Source organism: Vibrio sp. V10_P2A27P122, assembly GCF_963874335.1.
GTDB classification, from domain to species: Bacteria; Pseudomonadota; Gammaproteobacteria; order Enterobacterales; family Vibrionaceae; genus Vibrio; species Vibrio anguillarum.
On record NZ_CAWNHY010000287.1, the window covers coordinates 1 to 15,695 of the forward strand.

The 15,695-nt window shown below is 43.6% G+C and carries 11 protein-coding genes; 8 read left to right on the plus strand and 3 right to left on the minus strand.

Annotation, left to right across the window (positions count from 1 at the left end; genetic code table 11):
- Positions 1 to 883 precede the first annotated feature (883 nt).
- Positions 884 to 2,245 carry an Ig-like domain-containing protein gene (locus tag AACQ17_RS15525; RefSeq protein ID WP_094147169.1) on the plus strand — a complete coding sequence of 454 codons (1,362 nt, stop codon included), beginning with the start codon at positions 884 to 886 and terminating at the stop codon, positions 2,243 to 2,245.
- Between the two features lie 94 nt (positions 2,246 to 2,339).
- Here AACQ17_RS15525 and AACQ17_RS15530 read toward each other — a convergent pair whose 3' ends face one another.
- Both AACQ17_RS15530 and arfB read right to left on the minus strand, forming a co-directional pair.
- Positions 2,340 to 4,097 carry a lysophospholipid acyltransferase family protein gene (locus tag AACQ17_RS15530; RefSeq protein ID WP_094147170.1) on the minus strand — a complete coding sequence of 586 codons (1,758 nt, stop codon included), beginning with the start codon at positions 4,095 to 4,097 and terminating at the stop codon, positions 2,340 to 2,342.
- A 381-nt stretch (positions 4,098 to 4,478) separates the two neighbouring features.
- Positions 4,479 to 4,892: an alternative ribosome rescue aminoacyl-tRNA hydrolase ArfB gene (gene arfB, locus AACQ17_RS15535; protein WP_017043428.1), complete on the minus strand. Its 414-nt coding sequence runs from the start codon at positions 4,890 to 4,892 to the stop codon at positions 4,479 to 4,481.
- A 303-nt stretch (positions 4,893 to 5,195) separates the two neighbouring features.
- Between arfB and AACQ17_RS15540 the strand changes: the two genes are divergently transcribed.
- From AACQ17_RS15540 to AACQ17_RS15570, 7 genes are all read left to right on the plus strand, one after another.
- Complete coding sequence (locus AACQ17_RS15540) at positions 5,196 to 5,714, plus strand: Hcp family type VI secretion system effector (RefSeq protein ID WP_013857791.1); 519 nt, start codon at positions 5,196 to 5,198, stop codon at positions 5,712 to 5,714.
- A gap of 139 nt (positions 5,715 to 5,853) precedes the next feature.
- The gene (locus tag AACQ17_RS15545; protein WP_094147703.1) at positions 5,854 to 7,941 is read left to right on the plus strand and encodes a type VI secretion system Vgr family protein; all 2,088 of its coding nucleotides are present in this window, start codon (positions 5,854 to 5,856) and stop codon (positions 7,939 to 7,941) included.
- On the plus strand, positions 7,941 to 8,807 hold the full coding sequence (locus AACQ17_RS15550) for a DUF4123 domain-containing protein (RefSeq protein ID WP_094147704.1): 867 nt from the start codon (positions 7,941 to 7,943) through the stop codon (positions 8,805 to 8,807). The genes AACQ17_RS15545 and AACQ17_RS15550 overlap by 1 nt, the downstream gene beginning before the upstream one ends.
- Positions 8,804 to 12,085, plus strand: coding sequence for a toxin VasX (locus AACQ17_RS15555; RefSeq protein WP_240507669.1), 3,282 nt, complete (start codon positions 8,804 to 8,806; stop codon positions 12,083 to 12,085). The genes AACQ17_RS15550 and AACQ17_RS15555 overlap by 4 nt, the downstream gene beginning before the upstream one ends.
- A 2-nt stretch (positions 12,086 to 12,087) precedes the next feature.
- Positions 12,088 to 13,188 (plus strand): DUF6708 domain-containing protein, encoded by a 1,101-nt coding sequence (locus AACQ17_RS15560; RefSeq protein ID WP_094167615.1) that lies wholly within the window; start codon positions 12,088 to 12,090, stop codon positions 13,186 to 13,188.
- A gap of 44 nt (positions 13,189 to 13,232) precedes the next feature.
- A complete protein-coding gene (locus AACQ17_RS15565; RefSeq protein ID WP_010318209.1) occupies positions 13,233 to 13,517 on the plus strand; it encodes a type VI secretion system PAAR protein in 285 nt (94 codons plus the stop codon).
- 144 nt (positions 13,518 to 13,661) lie between these two features.
- Complete coding sequence (locus AACQ17_RS15570; RefSeq protein ID WP_094167617.1) at positions 13,662 to 13,958, plus strand: Dabb family protein; 297 nt, start codon at positions 13,662 to 13,664, stop codon at positions 13,956 to 13,958.
- A gap of 503 nt (positions 13,959 to 14,461) precedes the next feature.
- Here AACQ17_RS15570 and AACQ17_RS15575 read toward each other — a convergent pair.
- A partial coding sequence (locus tag AACQ17_RS15575; protein WP_240507670.1) for a hypothetical protein occupies positions 14,462 to 15,695 on the minus strand: 1,234 nt, incomplete at its 5' end.

Here is a 15,695-nt window from a genome sequence, read left to right on the forward strand (position 1 = left end):
ATGTAATCAAGTATTTTAAATAATGGTTAATCATCTTTAAAACTCTATATTCTGATCAAACATTATTGTTGGAAGACACTAATGTTTGATCAGTTACAGTAAAGTCTGTTTATTTACTTTACTGCTTAAAGAGGTTGAATCATTATTCGACTGTAATCGACAGCTAGTGAAATGGAAACGCGCCTCTTGAGGTGCATATTGATGTGACCAACCTCATTAATTAGAACAGTATTTTCTCGCCCTGATTGGTGTACCCTCCGCCGGCAATCAACACTTTCAACCCCAGTTAGAATTGGCATATAACAGACTAAGCGTAGAGCATTAGAGAGCGATTAAGGCTGAGGAAGCCACGTTACAGTTACCACTCATCCATATAGATAACCCCACCGCCAATACCCTGTATATAAGCAACTGATAAGACCGAAATTGAGCTTGAGAGATTACAATCCCTAGCTTAGTGAAGCCTTGGCCGGAAGTTAAGGCGATGAATAAAATGCCGACCTTGAGGATGCCGTCTTGGGGGCTAGTCGTTAAACCGCTCAATCTGTGGGGAGTGGCTGATTGTTCAATGATTTGCTCAACAATACCGCACTTCCGAGCTAATGATGTTTGTGCTTTCGGAATAATCTTACAACCATAGATAATAAAATAATCGTATTATCCCCTCGTCTTATCTCCCTTAATTTTAATTCGATTAATCTATCTTAATGAAAATGAAAAAATATTTAATTTTAATCAGCGCATTAGGTGCACCTAATGCGCTCAACTTGTGGCGCAGAAGGCAGGCTGCAGATGACCAAACTGCCGAAGGAGGATCTCAAAATTTCAGAATTGAAATTACCATCCCCAACTTTCAGCTTCAACTTCAAGAGTAGGTCGTATTATGACTAAATTTTTTAAAGGTTTATTTGCGCTAATAGTATTACCTCTATTGATGCTGTTGACAGGCTGTAATTCAGACGATGTGTCTTCTGAACCAACAGTGAAATTAGAACGCATAGATATTACAGCGTCACCATTAACAACGCGAGGAGTGAGTCAACTGACGCTTGCGGTAGGTGACAAGCAGCCTTTCGAGGTCGTTGGTCACTACTCTGATGGCTCGTCTCGCATATTAACGGATTCAAATGCGGTTGATTGGCATGCAAGCGACTTGGATGTGGTTCTTTTTGATGCACCGGGCATCATTACTGGTAATGCGCCTAGTGTGGTGACCGTGCATGCCTCTAGTGGCAACATTGCCAGTAACGATGTGATGGTTAACGTGAGCTCAGCGGAGATCGCCGAGATTACCGTGACGCCTTCGCCAGTGCAGGTCGCGCAAGGTCAAACTCAGCAGTTGACTGCAATGGCGACGTATAGTGATGGCACTTCATCTGATGTGACGAATTCTGTTACGTGGACGCCAACAGATACTGTTACGGCAACGGTGACGACGGAGGGGCTGCTCTCTGGGGTTGAGGAGAACAGTACAACCCTTACCGCCACAAAGGCCGGTGTGACTAGTAACGAGGTGACGGTCAATGTGAGCTCAGCGGAGATCACTGAGATTACCGTGACCCCTTCACAGGTCAATATTGCGAAAGGTCAGACTCAGCAGTTAACGGCCATTGCGACGTACAGTGATGGTACTTCATCTTCTGTCACCAACTCAGTGATGTGGACGCCAGCCGATGCCAATACAGCAACAGTGACGTCAACAGGTTTGATCACTGGTGTTGGCGTGGGTTCTACGACGATGGCAGTTACCAAAGATGGCATTGCCAGTAACCAAGTGAATGTGAATGTGTGTGCTGACTTAGCTGGTGTATGTATTGATATCTTCGATATAGGTAGCGGGACATTATTTACCAACTCACCATCAGTGGCTTACTTAAATAGTATTGGTGGAAGTACAATAGCAAATGATGTCACTACTGAAACCGGAATTGATGGTCCAATAGGTGATTTCTACCGATTCAAATGGGATAATGCAAACGCACTGTGTGAGATCTACAATGCTCAGAATCTCGGAGGGCGAACTAACTGGCGCTTAGCAGAAAGTGATGAGTTGCTTAACGAACTGTACGTTGGATTCGGTAACATGTTTAACGCGCGCAGTTGGCCGACCGACTACTGGTACTGGTCGAAGACAACTGATCTTTCTAATCCTGCTAACCATGACACGCTGCTCCTTAGCGATGGTATTCCCGTCTCCGGCTCTCCAACCGCCATTCTCTACGTATCCTGCGTCTCAAATCCTTAGCATTTAGGGTTTAACGTTTTAATTTTTATGCGCCAGAGTAATGACTGGCGCTTTTTTTACCCGAAGAGTTTGTCAATAAAGCGGCTCAACCTTTTCAAGGGTTAGGCGCGTGATGGGTGAGGTATTCGTATGCTTCTTTGGTGCCCATGTAGCGGCTTAAGCTGCGCACCGGAACGTTGCGTAAATCGACCACAATCAAGCCATCTAACGAATCATTAAAATCAGGGTCTACGTTAAAACTGACTAACTTGCCATTTAAACCGAGGTATTGACGCAGTAGCACTGGTACGCTCTTCCCTTCATCCAACCGAGCAATCACTTTTGAAAGCAGCTGTAAATCAGCCAATGCACTCAGCAAACTGGCATTCCAAGGGGCTTGTTGCTTGGGGAGTGGGTTACTTGCCTCTACCAAATGGGCGTGTTGGTTATTGTAGTAGTGCTGCGTCATTGTGTCGGCTAATAAACGGCGCGCACTTTCACTGTAATCATTGCTGATACTTACGGGTCCAAATAGGTGCGTATAGTGCGGGTTTCGGTGCACATAGGTTGCGATTCCCTTCCAAAGCAGCAATAGCGGAGCCATACTTTTTTGATACTCGATGTCGACGACTGAACGCCCCATTTCAATTGCATTACCTATGGTATTGAGAAAGCGGTGGTCATACTGAAACAGCGTTCGTGAGTACAAACCTGCAATACCGCTTATCGGCACAATACGGTCGACTAAGCCTAAACGGTAAGCTCCGACCAATTTCTGCGCTTCGCGATCCCAAATGAATAGATGCAGGTAGTTGCGATCGTATTGATCGATATCGAGCTCGGTGCCAGTGCCTTCACCTACCAGCCTGAAATTGTGCTCTCGCACTCGTCCTATTTCGTGCAGTAACGAGGGAATGTTTTCTGCGCTGGTACAATACACATCGAATTCGTTATGCCTTAATAGATGATCAGAAAAAGAAAGCTGCTCAATATCGTGTAACAAAGCGCTTAGGGGGAGCCGCTGCGCAATGGGTTGTAACGGCTCATCATTGGTTTTATTGCGCTTGGTTGGGCTGATGTGACTTAAAAGGTAGGTGTTGAGCCTTAAATAGCTGACCAGCGTCTCATCACACAGATGTTGGATTTCTTTATGATTGATCGCATCGCCAATGGCGATTTCGATACGTTGATGCTGTTTATTGAGCAGTTCACGGCCCAACATTAACGTTCTTAGTAGCGGGTGGATTTTTCCAGCCATGTAAAAGCGTTTCGAATTTTTCCCGTTGATGAACACTGGTAACGCCGTCGCTTGATGCTTTTGTATCAGTCGGCTGACTGAACGGCTCCACTGTTTGTCTTCCAGTTTCTGCGTTTTACTATCAACCAGTTGTGACACTTCGCCCGCAGGAAACATCAATAGCAGCCCTCCTTGAGCAAGGTGTTTATTGGCGGCTCTCAAGGCTTGCATATTCGCTTTTTGCGCGGCTTTGTCTTCAAAAACATCCACACCAATGAACAGCGAATCTAACTCTGGTACGGTTTTTAAATAGTGATTGGCCAATATCTGCACGTCAGAGCGAATTGAAAGCAGCATCTCAGCCAGAATCACGCCTTCCACACAACCAAGTGGGTGATTTGCAACAACGACTGTCGCGCCTTGAGTGGGCACTTGAGCTAATGATCCTTTCACCACTTGATAGTCAATACCCAATACCTCTAACGTAAAACGCAAAAATGTTGCGGTATCACAATGGGGTGGGCGTTGTGCATAAAACTTATCTAAACGAGTTAGGCCTGTAGCCCACTCAGTGAAGTGTTCACCTAGTCCAAACGGCGTTTTTCTCGGTAATTTAAAAGGGCTTATCGTGAGCATAGCAACCTCGCATTTTATGCTTTGTGCTTATGCTAAAGAGGGAAGATGACAATCTGGCTGCGCTTAAGTGAGTAATTGATTGCTCTTTTTTTACAGTTTAATGAAATCCGTCTCAAATTGGAGATGAACTAGAATCTTTGATGCAACAATGATTTTTTAGCAACAATAAATCATTTTCTGCTCACAAAATGAACTGGTTTTGTTTTGGTGCTGCTTATTTGGTGCTAGCTTATAAGGGCGGTACAAAATATAAAAATGTCAATTGAACCTTTGTTTTGCTGATCTGGAATAAACGGGAGCTTCGTGCTCCCGTTGCTATTTTTAGCGCGAGGTTGCTTATTTCTTTTCTTCTTTGTTTTGCCTTGCTGCCAATCCATTCATTTAAAAAGAGACTTTACCGCGCAATGATTTATTGGCCGCTATCCGTTTTTTCTCGTCAACTCGCCGACGTTGAGAACTTTTTGTCGGTTTGGTTGCCCGGCGCGGTTTTTCTATCACCATCGCAGAAAGAATAATCTCTTTGAGACGTTTGAGTGCATCTTCTTTATTCAGCTCTTGGGTGCGGTGAGATTGCGCTTTGAGGACAATAACGCCCTCTTTGGTCATTCTGGAATCTGGTCTTTCGAGTAATTTTTGTTTGTAGATGTCCGGTAACGTTGAGCGTCTGATGTCAAAACGTAAGTGGATCGCACTGGAGACTTTATTGACGTTTTGCCCGCCATTTCCGGCTGCACGAATCGCAGTAAGTTCGATTTCCCAGTCTGCCAGTTCAATAGTGTTGGATAGTTTGAGCATACAACCAAAGTAAAAATGTGTTCAATCCGCATTCTAGTTGAGGTGGCTAAGGTTATCTACCGCAGATTGTGGCTAGATTAGGAAAAGCGATACAGAGTGACGTATTGCGAAATCGCAGCGAAAAATTGCTTGATACGAGCAAGTTTCTACCCGGACGAGCAAGTTCTTGCTCGAAAATGAAAGCTTATAATCTAATTGATTGAAATTTAACTATTTTTGTTTTGGCATCCCCTTTGCTTTAAGAAACATTACATAACGCGATGCAATTTCCATCGCTTTTTCTTACTGAATAAGGATTAAGTCATGCCAACTCCATGTTATATCTCTATCGAAGGCGAAACTCAGGGTCTCATCACTGCTGGCGCTCTTTCTACTGACTCTATCGGCGATGCTTTCGTTGAAGGTCATGAAGATCAAATGTTGGTTCAAATGTTTGACCACGTTGTGACAGTACCGACTGACCCACAATCAGGTCAGCCTTCTGGTCAACGTGTTCATAAACCATTCAAATTCACCGTTGCGCTAAATAAAGCGGTTCCTCTTCTTTATAACGCGTTGGCGTCTGGCGAGAAGATGAAATCGGTTGAGCTAAAATGGTACCGCACGTCTATCGAAGGTAAACAAGAGAACTTCTTCACCACTAAACTTGAAAGTGCGTCTATCGTCGATATTCACTGCGAAATGCCACACTGCCAAGATCCTGCGAACGGCGACTTTACGCAAAACGTTACGGTTTCTATGTCTTACCGTAAAATCCTGTGGGATCACGTGAACGCGGGTACTTCAGGTTCAGATGACTGGCGCAAACCAGTAGAAGCGTAAGCTTTGATTTGGGTGGCTGGCTGATGTTGCGTAAGCAAAGCCAATCCGGCCAGCCACCTTTTTTAGCCTTAAGCAAAGTGCATTCAATGAGTGTGACTTGCTTAAGGCTTTGCTGTTTCTAGTGTAAAGAGGATGGAAGATGGCCACGCTGAATTTTACGTTAAAGGTTGACGGGCTCGCCGACGATGCATTTGTAGTGCGAGAATACCACGGACAAGAATCCTTATCGGAGAGTGTGCTGGCTAATGGCGAGCCTTGTTATGGGTTTCGTTACCACATTGAGCTCGCAAGCCGTCAATCAACTTTGAGTGCAATCGATGTCGTCGACAAAACGGCTCAGCTAACGGTTTTTCGTAATGGCGGTGTGGTGCAGCGCGTGCATGGCATCGTGCGCCAGTTTAGTAAAGGCGATATTGGTCATCATCACACCTTTTACTCACTCACTTTAGTGCCTGCATTAGAGCGCTTGTCGCTGCGCCAAAATAGCCGCATCTTCCAGCTTAAAACCGTACCTGAAATTCTTTCCATTGTGCTGCAAGAGATGGGCATTGACGACTATGCCTTCGCACTTAAACGAGAATGTCTTCAGCGCGAATTCTGCGTACAGTACCGTGAAACCGATATCCACTTTTTACACCGCTTAGCTGCCGAAGAGGGCTTGGTCTATCACCTCCTGCATGAAGAAGGTAAACACACCCTCATTTTCAGTGACGACAGTCAAAGCTTAACGAAGCTCGATACGCCGATCCCTTACAATGTGCTGTCCGGTGGTATCGCTGATACACCTTACATTTCCAACTTAATCAGCCATACGCAATCGCAAGTGGCGGAAAGCCAATTGGCGGATTACAGCTTTAAAAAACCGACTTACGGTTTTAAGCAAAGTGCACTCGGCACCGCGATGGATTACCAGCAGACCCACTATGAACATTTTGATTTCCCGGGCCGATTTAAAGACGATGAGAGCGGTAAAGCGTTTAACCAAATTCGTTTAGAGTATCTAAGAAGGCAGGCGAGTACCGCACAAGGCCAAAGCAATGAAGCGCGTTTGCAAGCCGGAACCCTGTTTGATTTGGCCGAACATTTAGACGACAGCGTGAACCGAGATTGGGTTGTGGTGCAAGTAAACCATCAAGGCCAGCAGCCGCAAGCATTAGAAGAATCTGGCGGTAGCGGTGCAACAACCTACAGTAATCAATTTACCTTGATCCCGGCCGATGTAACGTGGCGTGCAACACCGCACACCAAGCCGCAAGTGGATGGCCCATGCATCGCCCATGTGGTTGGCCCCGATGGCGAAGAGATCTTCTGCGATGAGTATGGCCGCGTTAAACTGCATTTCCCATGGGACAGATATTCTAACGGCGATGAACACAGTTCATGTTGGGTGAGGGTGTCGCAAGGTTGGGCAGGCAGCCAATATGGCATGATGGCTATCCCAAGAATTGGCCATGAAGTGATAGTCGATTTTTTAAATGGCGATCCGGATCAACCCATCGTCACGGGCCGCGCTTATCACGCCACCAATAAAGCGCCCTACACACTGCCAGATAACAAAACTAAAACCGTACTGCGCAGTGAAACGCATCAAGGTGAAGGCTTTAATGAGCTGAGTTTTGAAGACCAAGCAGGGCAAGAGAAAATCTACCTACACGCGCAAAAAGACTATGAAGCACTAGTGCTTAATGATGCCACCACACACATCAAACACGATAAACACCTGACAGTGGATAACGACCAGTTCAGCCACATTAAAAATAACCAACACCTAACGGTCGAGGGCGAAAGCCGTCAGAAAATAGCGTTAGATCGTAGCCTTGAAGTGGGTGGTTCACTGCACCAAAAAATCGGTGGGAAAACGATTTTTGACTCAGGTAATGAAGTGCACCTTAAAGCAGGCAATAAGTTGGTATTAGATGCGGGTAATGAAATCACCATCAAAGCCGCGGGTAGTTTTATTAAAGTGGATGGCGGCGGTGTGCACCTAGTCGGGCCTGCGATCAACCTTAACTCCGGCGGCAGCGCAGGCAGCGGCTCGGGTTATGGCGGTGTTGTAGCGGCGTTGCCACAAGGGGTTGATGAAGCCAAAACGCCGCAAGAGATTGAGCTAGCAGCAGTAACTCCCACTCAGCAATCCATGTCACCTTTACTTAAGGCGCGACAAATTGAAGCACTCAAAGGTCCTGCACCTGTGTGTGAAGTGTGTGAAGAGGCAAAAAGTTTGTGATGCAGATGGAGATGATTACGGTTTTACCTGATACCGCTATTGCACCGAATAAAACGTTGTATCTATTGGTTGATGGAGCCCAGGTTGAACACATTGCCAAACAGTTGTATAGCTTGAGTGGAGAGTTAAATTTAGAGCCAATTTATCTCTATGAACCATACAACCAATTGATCGAGGTATCCCCGTATTTAGTGCAAGCAACTGACCCCGTAAAGCAATGGTTTTTCGATTTGAATAACACCCGAGTCGGTTATTTTTTCTCATCTTCATTACCACTGGATGATGTCGCAGAGAGCATAAGATGTCTGATTAAAGTACTTTCACCCTATGGTACATCGGTATTTTTGAAAATGGCCAATAGTGAATGTGCTTATGTCTTGCTGCAAACTCGAGTTGCTCGGTTATGGCAAGTGATGGAACAAGCTTGGCTCCCTACTAAAAGTGGCTGGGAGCTATTAAGCAAACCAGATTCTATACCCACTATTTCAGAAGGAATGTACAAATTGTCTGATGAACAGTGGCAGATGATGGGGCAGATTTCTTGGCGTAATACACTGGAAAATATTGTAGATCACATGTGTAAATGGTTTCCCGAAACAATTTCACAATATGCAGATATAGAGGAGTGGCTTAACCAACAAGCGCAAAATGCATATCAAATGGGTTTTAGTTCTGAACGAGACTTGTTGTTATTTTTTAATGTAATTGGGTTTCTTGGTATTGAGGCCATTGCGTCTCCAATTTATCCCGACATTTATCAGCTTATACACCAAACATCGCAGCAGACACCTTCGCAGCGTATCGAGCATGCTGCCTTACTCGCAGAGCAATACGCTCATCAATTTATTCAGGAGCAAAGACCGTGAGCTCACCTCTTCAAACCGCCATGTGTGGTGATACTAAAGATGCCCAAAGCCCCGTTGCTGTTTGTCCATTAACCATTGATAAAATTCAACTTATTCCAGTTAGATATGGGCTAGTAGAAACTCTTTCTGTTAAAGGTGTTGCTTCGCCTCCTTTCGAAACTAAGTCAAAACCTATCGGAGTTCGCCTACTTCGTGATGGTTGGTTATATATGTTGATTAAACAAGAGGAAGCGTGGCTACTTCATGAGTATCGCACCGAAGGTGGACAGATTACTACTTTGTTATGGCAAGACAGTGACGTTGATAAAGATGCCAGAACAACGACTGTTGGTGATGCTAATCTTGTGTTCAAAAAGACCGATATCCTTTATGCGTGCTACTCGGAAGTTCAATGGACAGCGAGAAAATGTTCACAAGTCATTAAGAATGATAAAGATAGAAAACGCTTTATGCAGCGAGTGAGCTTATCGCAGGCAAACCCGCTGACTGGTGGAGAAAATTTGTTGACGCCCAAACAAGCATCTTCACTGATTGCTGAATGTGCGGAAAAAGTAGTTTCACAGACGTCATTATTGAGTTACCAAACTTATCAATGGGAGCATAAACCACTTTACCGTCAAATCGACTTCACTGAGTTAAGTGCCAAAGTTCTACGCCAATATAGAAACGGCCATTTTTACCTTATCCTTAATGATGATATTGGTATCCTCAGAGACTTAGCTTCATATCAAGCACTGGTCGCAACATCACTAGAAGATTGGACGTCTGATGAGAAACGATATCAGCAGTTTGTCGAAGGATGTTATATTGAATCGCAAATCACTCTTTCTCCAGATAAAGTTGACCAACTCGCTGTTGCGATTGGTGACACTACCTTCATAAACGAGCTCAATAACAGTCAAAAGCAAGCAGTCGTTGAGTGGCTTGAATTTCAAGAAGAACGTGGTAGTAACCATGCTCGACTCAATGCGATAAAAAGGAATCAGCTAAAAGATGCTCTTGGTGCAGATCTTTGGAAGAAATATCAAGAATTAATCGGTGATATTGAAGATCAATACCAACGTCAAATGCATGGTATAAATAGTTTCAAGTTTTGGGATTCTAATGCGGGTACGCTTGGTATTTTGGATCTTATCAATGAAGATGAGATGAAAGCGTTTCTAAAACAAGAACGAGAAAAACTGGCTCACTGGCAAGTGTTACTAGAAAAAATCACCGAAGACAGAGTGGCATTATTTAGTCGTTTTTATCCAGCGGCTTGGTATTTTGATGCTACAAACGTTGAGAGCCTGCAAAATTTGCTCGCAGCCGAATACGCCTGCATTCAGGATATTTGCTGGAGTGAGACATCCAGTCAGCTCGTCGCTGACCAGTTGGATAAAATGCCTTGGATTGCCTACCGTGGTCTGTTTACCTTACCTGCCGAAAATTTCGACAAAATTACCCAGGAAATACAAAAGAAAATCAGCGAGCTGCAAAAGTTGGTTGCAGCTGAAGATGATCTTACAGCTATCAACACCATAGGCTTAGAGCTAAACGGCTTACTGGCTCAAGAATTTATAGGTCAAGACTGGGGCAGTCGGTTGATTTCACTGGATGAAGGCATGCGAGCTTTTGATTCTTTGATCGACGCCAGTTATGCCCAGGCGAATACGTTAGTACTCGCTAAAGCGACGTCGGAATTTCTGGAAGATGCTAATGCAAATAAACAGTTTGATCCTAAGAGGGTTTTTCGAGATCTTTCTGGAAGTGCTTGGTTGAATATGCTTAAAGCTTATCAGGTTAATGGAGTTTCCGTTGGGTTGGCCAATAAAGCAGAATTTGAAACTTTTGATATGCTGCGTAATCAAGTTGTAAATGTGCGTGAAGAAAATATCAGCTTAAAAAATAGGCTCCGGCAAGAACTGGTGAACTTACGTAAGCAAGGAAAATCAATTAATCAGTCTGCTTCGATATCTAAGATGCGTCAGGATTTGAAACGCAATCAGTCAAATCTGCTTATGATGGAAAATAAACTCGCAGAAGCCCTTTCACCTCTTGGGGATAGCCCTGCCAAAGTTGGCTATTACATCAAAGGGTTGTCTCCAGAAACACACGCAGATATGAAGCAGATGGCATCTGATCTGCACCAGTTGAAAACTAGAAGCGTCAATTTGGGTAAATATTCAGTGCGTATCAAGGCTGGAAAGTGGGATGTGCTGTCTTTTATACTGGTCTGTTTTTCCATCAGTAATGCTTATAAAGCATTGAGTAAAGATAATAGAACATTTCGAGCCGAGGTGACTGGTGCCTTGAGTGGTATTTTAGGTTTTGCGCAGGGGGTACGGGCTGCAACAGATATGGCTGCCATCAAGTTGGTCAGCAGTAAAGTGAGTCAACTTGTTTATGGTGCCAACCTTGGAAAATGGACGACATATCTTGGAGGTTCTGCTTACTTTTTTGGCATAATTAGTTCAACTCTAAAAGTTGCTTCTGCTTATGATGCATTCATACAAGGTGACAATAAAGCGGCAATCAGTTTAGTTGCAGAAGGAGCATTGGTTCGTGTTAATTATGTTGGCCTGAAAGAGAGCGGAAAGGTTGTTTATACAGTTTTTAAAGCAGATAAAGCTGTTCGCGCTGGTATCTGGGCAAGAAATGGCGCTAATTTGCTTTCACTAAGCATTCGTTTAACATTGATTGGTATTGCTCTTTCTGCCATACAGTTAGGGGCGACGGTGTGGTATAACCGCACTAATCTTTCTCAATACCTCACTTGGTTTGCAAACAGCCAGTGGGGTAAGTCGCCCTCGTCAAGTTCTCTTGAACAGAGTAACCTTCAGCTAGCAAGAATTTCAGCTAAGCCGAGTGTCGAAATCCGTGAGTTTGAGCAGGGTAAAGCTTTGATATTGAGCTTTCCTGGCATTAGTCTCGAAACATTGGATGATGTAGGTGTGATATTGTCGGCCTATTGGAAAACTAGCTTACGTGATAACAACTGGCAGCCATGGACCCAAGAGCTAGAACAACAATGGGTATGTTTAAGTGAGGCTCACGAGCCGTTAGTGATAGCACTACCTTTGTATAGTTCTGAAATCAATGCCGAGCACGGGATTGCCATTGAGTTGCACTATTTCCCGATGCCAGATACGTCAGAGAAAGATATTCTGCGTTTTCAAGCAGAAAGTTTTACCCGTGTTGGCCCACTTAGTGAAGTTGCGCTGTTTAAAGCGAGAAATATCACTGCTGGACATCTTGCCCCGTTAACTACCCAGCAAATTTATTGGAAAGTGACGTAATTATGTTTTGGAAAAAGAAGAGTCAAGATATTGATCTCAAAGAGTTTGAGCCCAAGGCTGGTTATACGCGCAAATTTTTAACCGGAGAGGCGGTGTTTTTTTCACCCAAACCGTTGCCTTCGGCCAGAATTGCCCAGGAGACAATAGTTCAGTCACCCGAGATTCTGGAAATTAATGATATCTATATGGATATTGGGCAACGCAATCAGGGTAAAGTCTGGCAAGTGCAAATGGTAAACACCATCATAGGATTCGGTGTCATAGTGATATTACTGATCAGTATATTGCTCGCATACCGAGATCTCGATGCTTATGGCTCTTTTTTAACAGCATTTATCCAAATATCGATTGAGGATTGGATGCCAATTACAATTGGTTTTGCGCTTGGAATCGTCGCAGGTTGGAGCTCAATTATCCAGACCTCTTTTGAATTTGCCCGTCAGCGCCCAATTCGGCTAAATCGACAACGCCGCGAGATTTGCTATTACTCTGATAAAGAGGAAAAACCGATTATTGCCCCATGGGAAGAGGTGGTATGTTGGGTGGCGTTGAATAGAGGCACCACTGGTAACAGTATGGTGACGCATTTCACTTTTGGTCTTGCTATTCCTACGCCAGATGGTAAGGATTACTGGACACTGCGACGCCCGATAGCCTCTGTAACTGATGGACAGCGTATGTGGGAGACGATGCGTATGTATATGGATGAGCCACTCACTCGACGCCCAGAGCCAAGTCCCTTTATCAAAGAGGATCGTGCCTATTTTGACAAGAGCCGTCGCGAGATGTGTGATAGATTTCAAAAAGGCCCCAAGTGTTGGTTTATTCTTAATTCTAACGCGCCTTGGGTGTCTTACGCCTCGATGTTTTTTTATTACTTATTTCATATTCTGAGTGGATGGAAGTTGCCTTATTGGGTATCTGAGTGGACGGATAATCTTGCAAAAGTTGACTTGCCAAAAGAGATTGATGAGTGGTCTAAGCCTATTCCTGAAAGTGAATGGGCTAAACCGAGTGAGGAATTATTGAGGCAACGCACAGCGATAGAAAAACACTATGAAGCGGGTGGTGGCATTATGGATTTTAATCAACCTACTCAATAACATCGCAACAAGCTTAATCAACGAATCTGATAAGGAGCAAATCAATGGCAAATGGTGCATTAGTAGGAGATATCGGATCCGATCATGATGGTTTTCCTCCTACGCCGATCACCGCTGGGTCACCGACGGTAAAAATTGATGGCAAAGCAGTGGCAAGGCAGGGCGACCCGCTAGAGCCTCATGATAAGCCGAAAAACCCAAGTCACCCACGTGCAATTAAAGGCGGCTCGGGTAGCGTTATGATTGATGGCAAGCCCGCCGCGCGAGTCGGCGATGCCGTTGACTGCGGTGGCGTAATTATTGGTGGTTCATCGGTCAATATTGGTTAAGGTTGTAGCCCATTTAATCAATAAAGCGGCGCTTCAAACCTTGAGTGCCGCTTTATTGTGTTAAGCGCAGCACCTTTAGCACCAGTGAGCCAGCGTTATTCCTCTTTATGAAAAGAAATTCTACGGACAGAAACGGAGCGAACAATGATCCGCCATATCTTATTAATCAAATTTAAACCACAAGCTCAGCCTGCCGACATCCAACAGCTCAAGTCGCTGTTTGAAGCCATGCCAGAGAAAATTGAGGGGGTCGCTGCTGTTGAGTGGGGCGTGAACGACAGCCCTGAAGGTAAAAACCAAGGTTATACTCACAGCGTTTTAATGACATTTACCGATGAGCAAGCACGCCAAAATTACCTACCTCATCCAGAGCATAACGTGCTAAAGGATGCCTTTCGTCCTTTGCTCGAAGAGATCATCGTTTTCGATTATTCGATTTAGTCACAAGCCAATAATCCTAGAGGCGCTCACCCCATGTTGGGTAGGATGGACTCTAGATTCTTTAGTTTGTTTGGCTTGAGTGTTAGCTAAGGGGTATTCATTTCGCCATGATGTACCACCAGAACAGTCGATATTTAGCCGTTAGTACATTCGATGGTACATTAAATCATTGATGTCACAAGAGACTATGAATGCTGAATAATTTGGTACGTATTGATTTAATTGGCTTTGTAGGTTTTGACGGATGTTATCGGAGAGAAAGTGGTGGCCCTCCCAGACTCAATTTAATGTTTTAACTTATTGTTAAATAATGTGATTTCTGGTTTGTATTTTATTCATTGGTACATTTGGTGGTACATCATAGCGAAACCAATAGCATCATTCTTTCAAAATCAGAGTGATTTACGAAAAATCTTGGCTAGATCACATTGCAATTAGCCTGAACCTAATCGCTCCACTGTTTTGGATGAAAGCGTAACTATGTTGTTCTGCCGCTTCATTGACTACAAAAGATGAACATATTTGCTTTCTTTAGGTAAAAAACGACTTGAACGATCATCTTGCTGTTCTTGCTGTTCTTGCTGTTCTTGCTGTTCTTGCTGTTCTTGGTGAGTTTGAGTTGCTTGAAGATTGCCGTTGGAATCTTGACCTACATTGCCTTCTTTAGCATCCTTTTGATTTGCTAGTTCCTTGTCTATCAATTCCTTAAGCTTGGCCTTAATCCCGTTCTTTGCACTATCTCCTGCAATCTCGATAAGCTTGGCCCAATCTGATTCGCTGAATGTCAGTGTTTTTTCTTCTTTAGTCGTCTTTGATACTTTACCATTTGCTTTATCTCTTTTTCTTCTATTGAATTTCTCGACCAATCTGTCTTCTAACTTTGTAAACGTGTTTGCTTCGGTCGTCGCACAAAGTACATCAAAAATACACATAATAGTTTGCTTCTGCTTATCGATATCCTCTGTTATGGATAACCCTGTGTATGGGTATTGTCTTGTTAAAGATAGGTAGTACCAATTGATTAACTCAGCATCATCTGTTTTAAATGCTTTTCTATCTGCATTTCTTTTAATGAAAACGGTTGTATATAAGCTTTCTACCTTCTTAAGTAAGCGGTATGTGCTTCGCTGTTCCTTTGGTAAGCTTGAGGTGATTATCACTTCTAGTGCACTAACAAGATTGTCGTAGGTTGAACCAGTCTTGTTTGGGCAGAAATCTGCTAGAGGCTTTAGGTAGTCGGTGTATCGAGGTAAGTATTTTTCCCCTGAAAGACTTTTTGATTTGGCTTCGAAAGAAAATGTAGTTGCAGGGTAGCTAAGCTCTATGTTGCCTGTGTTAACTATGGCCTGAACGATAACAACAAAAAAATAAAGGGCTCTTGGCTCGTTATTGAGCCATCCGATGTGATTGCTAAATTCATATTGGATTCCTCTTGATTGATCAAAAAGATCGTCAATACAATCGCCTAGTTCATATTCTTCTATCTCGGTTAAGTTTCCATTATCTAAGCTTTCTCTAGCTATTTTTAATTTTTTACTAATCAATTCCTTCAATGTTAATTCAAGGTTAGCTTTATTGTGATTATTAAAATTAGTAATTACATAGCTATATCCGGATTCTGATTCAATGATTCTAATATATCGTTTTAATTCATTTTCAGTTGATTTTTTTATTAATTCTAAATAGCGGTATGAACTCATTCTGAATCCTTGAGTAAGATTTTTGTGGGAATATTGT

Excerpts from the sequence above, each read along its gene's own strand:
- AACQ17_RS15525 (WP_094147169.1), top strand. The coding sequence starts at position 884 with ATGACTAAATTTTTTAAAGGTTTATTTGCGCTAATAGTATTACCTCTA.
- AACQ17_RS15530 (WP_094147170.1), bottom strand. The coding sequence starts at position 4,097 with ATGCTCACGATAAGCCCTTTTAAATTACCGAGAAAAACGCCGTTTGGA.
- arfB (WP_017043428.1), bottom strand. The coding sequence starts at position 4,892 with ATGCTCAAACTATCCAACACTATTGAACTGGCAGACTGGGAAATCGAA.
- AACQ17_RS15540 (WP_013857791.1), top strand. The coding sequence starts at position 5,196 with ATGCCAACTCCATGTTATATCTCTATCGAAGGCGAAACTCAGGGTCTC.
- AACQ17_RS15545 (WP_094147703.1), top strand. The coding sequence starts at position 5,854 with ATGGCCACGCTGAATTTTACGTTAAAGGTTGACGGGCTCGCCGACGAT.
- AACQ17_RS15550 (WP_094147704.1), top strand. The coding sequence starts at position 7,941 with ATGCAGATGGAGATGATTACGGTTTTACCTGATACCGCTATTGCACCG.
- AACQ17_RS15560 (WP_094167615.1), top strand. The coding sequence starts at position 12,088 with ATGTTTTGGAAAAAGAAGAGTCAAGATATTGATCTCAAAGAGTTTGAG.
- AACQ17_RS15565 (WP_010318209.1), top strand. The coding sequence starts at position 13,233 with ATGGCAAATGGTGCATTAGTAGGAGATATCGGATCCGATCATGATGGT.
- AACQ17_RS15570 (WP_094167617.1), top strand. The coding sequence starts at position 13,662 with ATGATCCGCCATATCTTATTAATCAAATTTAAACCACAAGCTCAGCCT.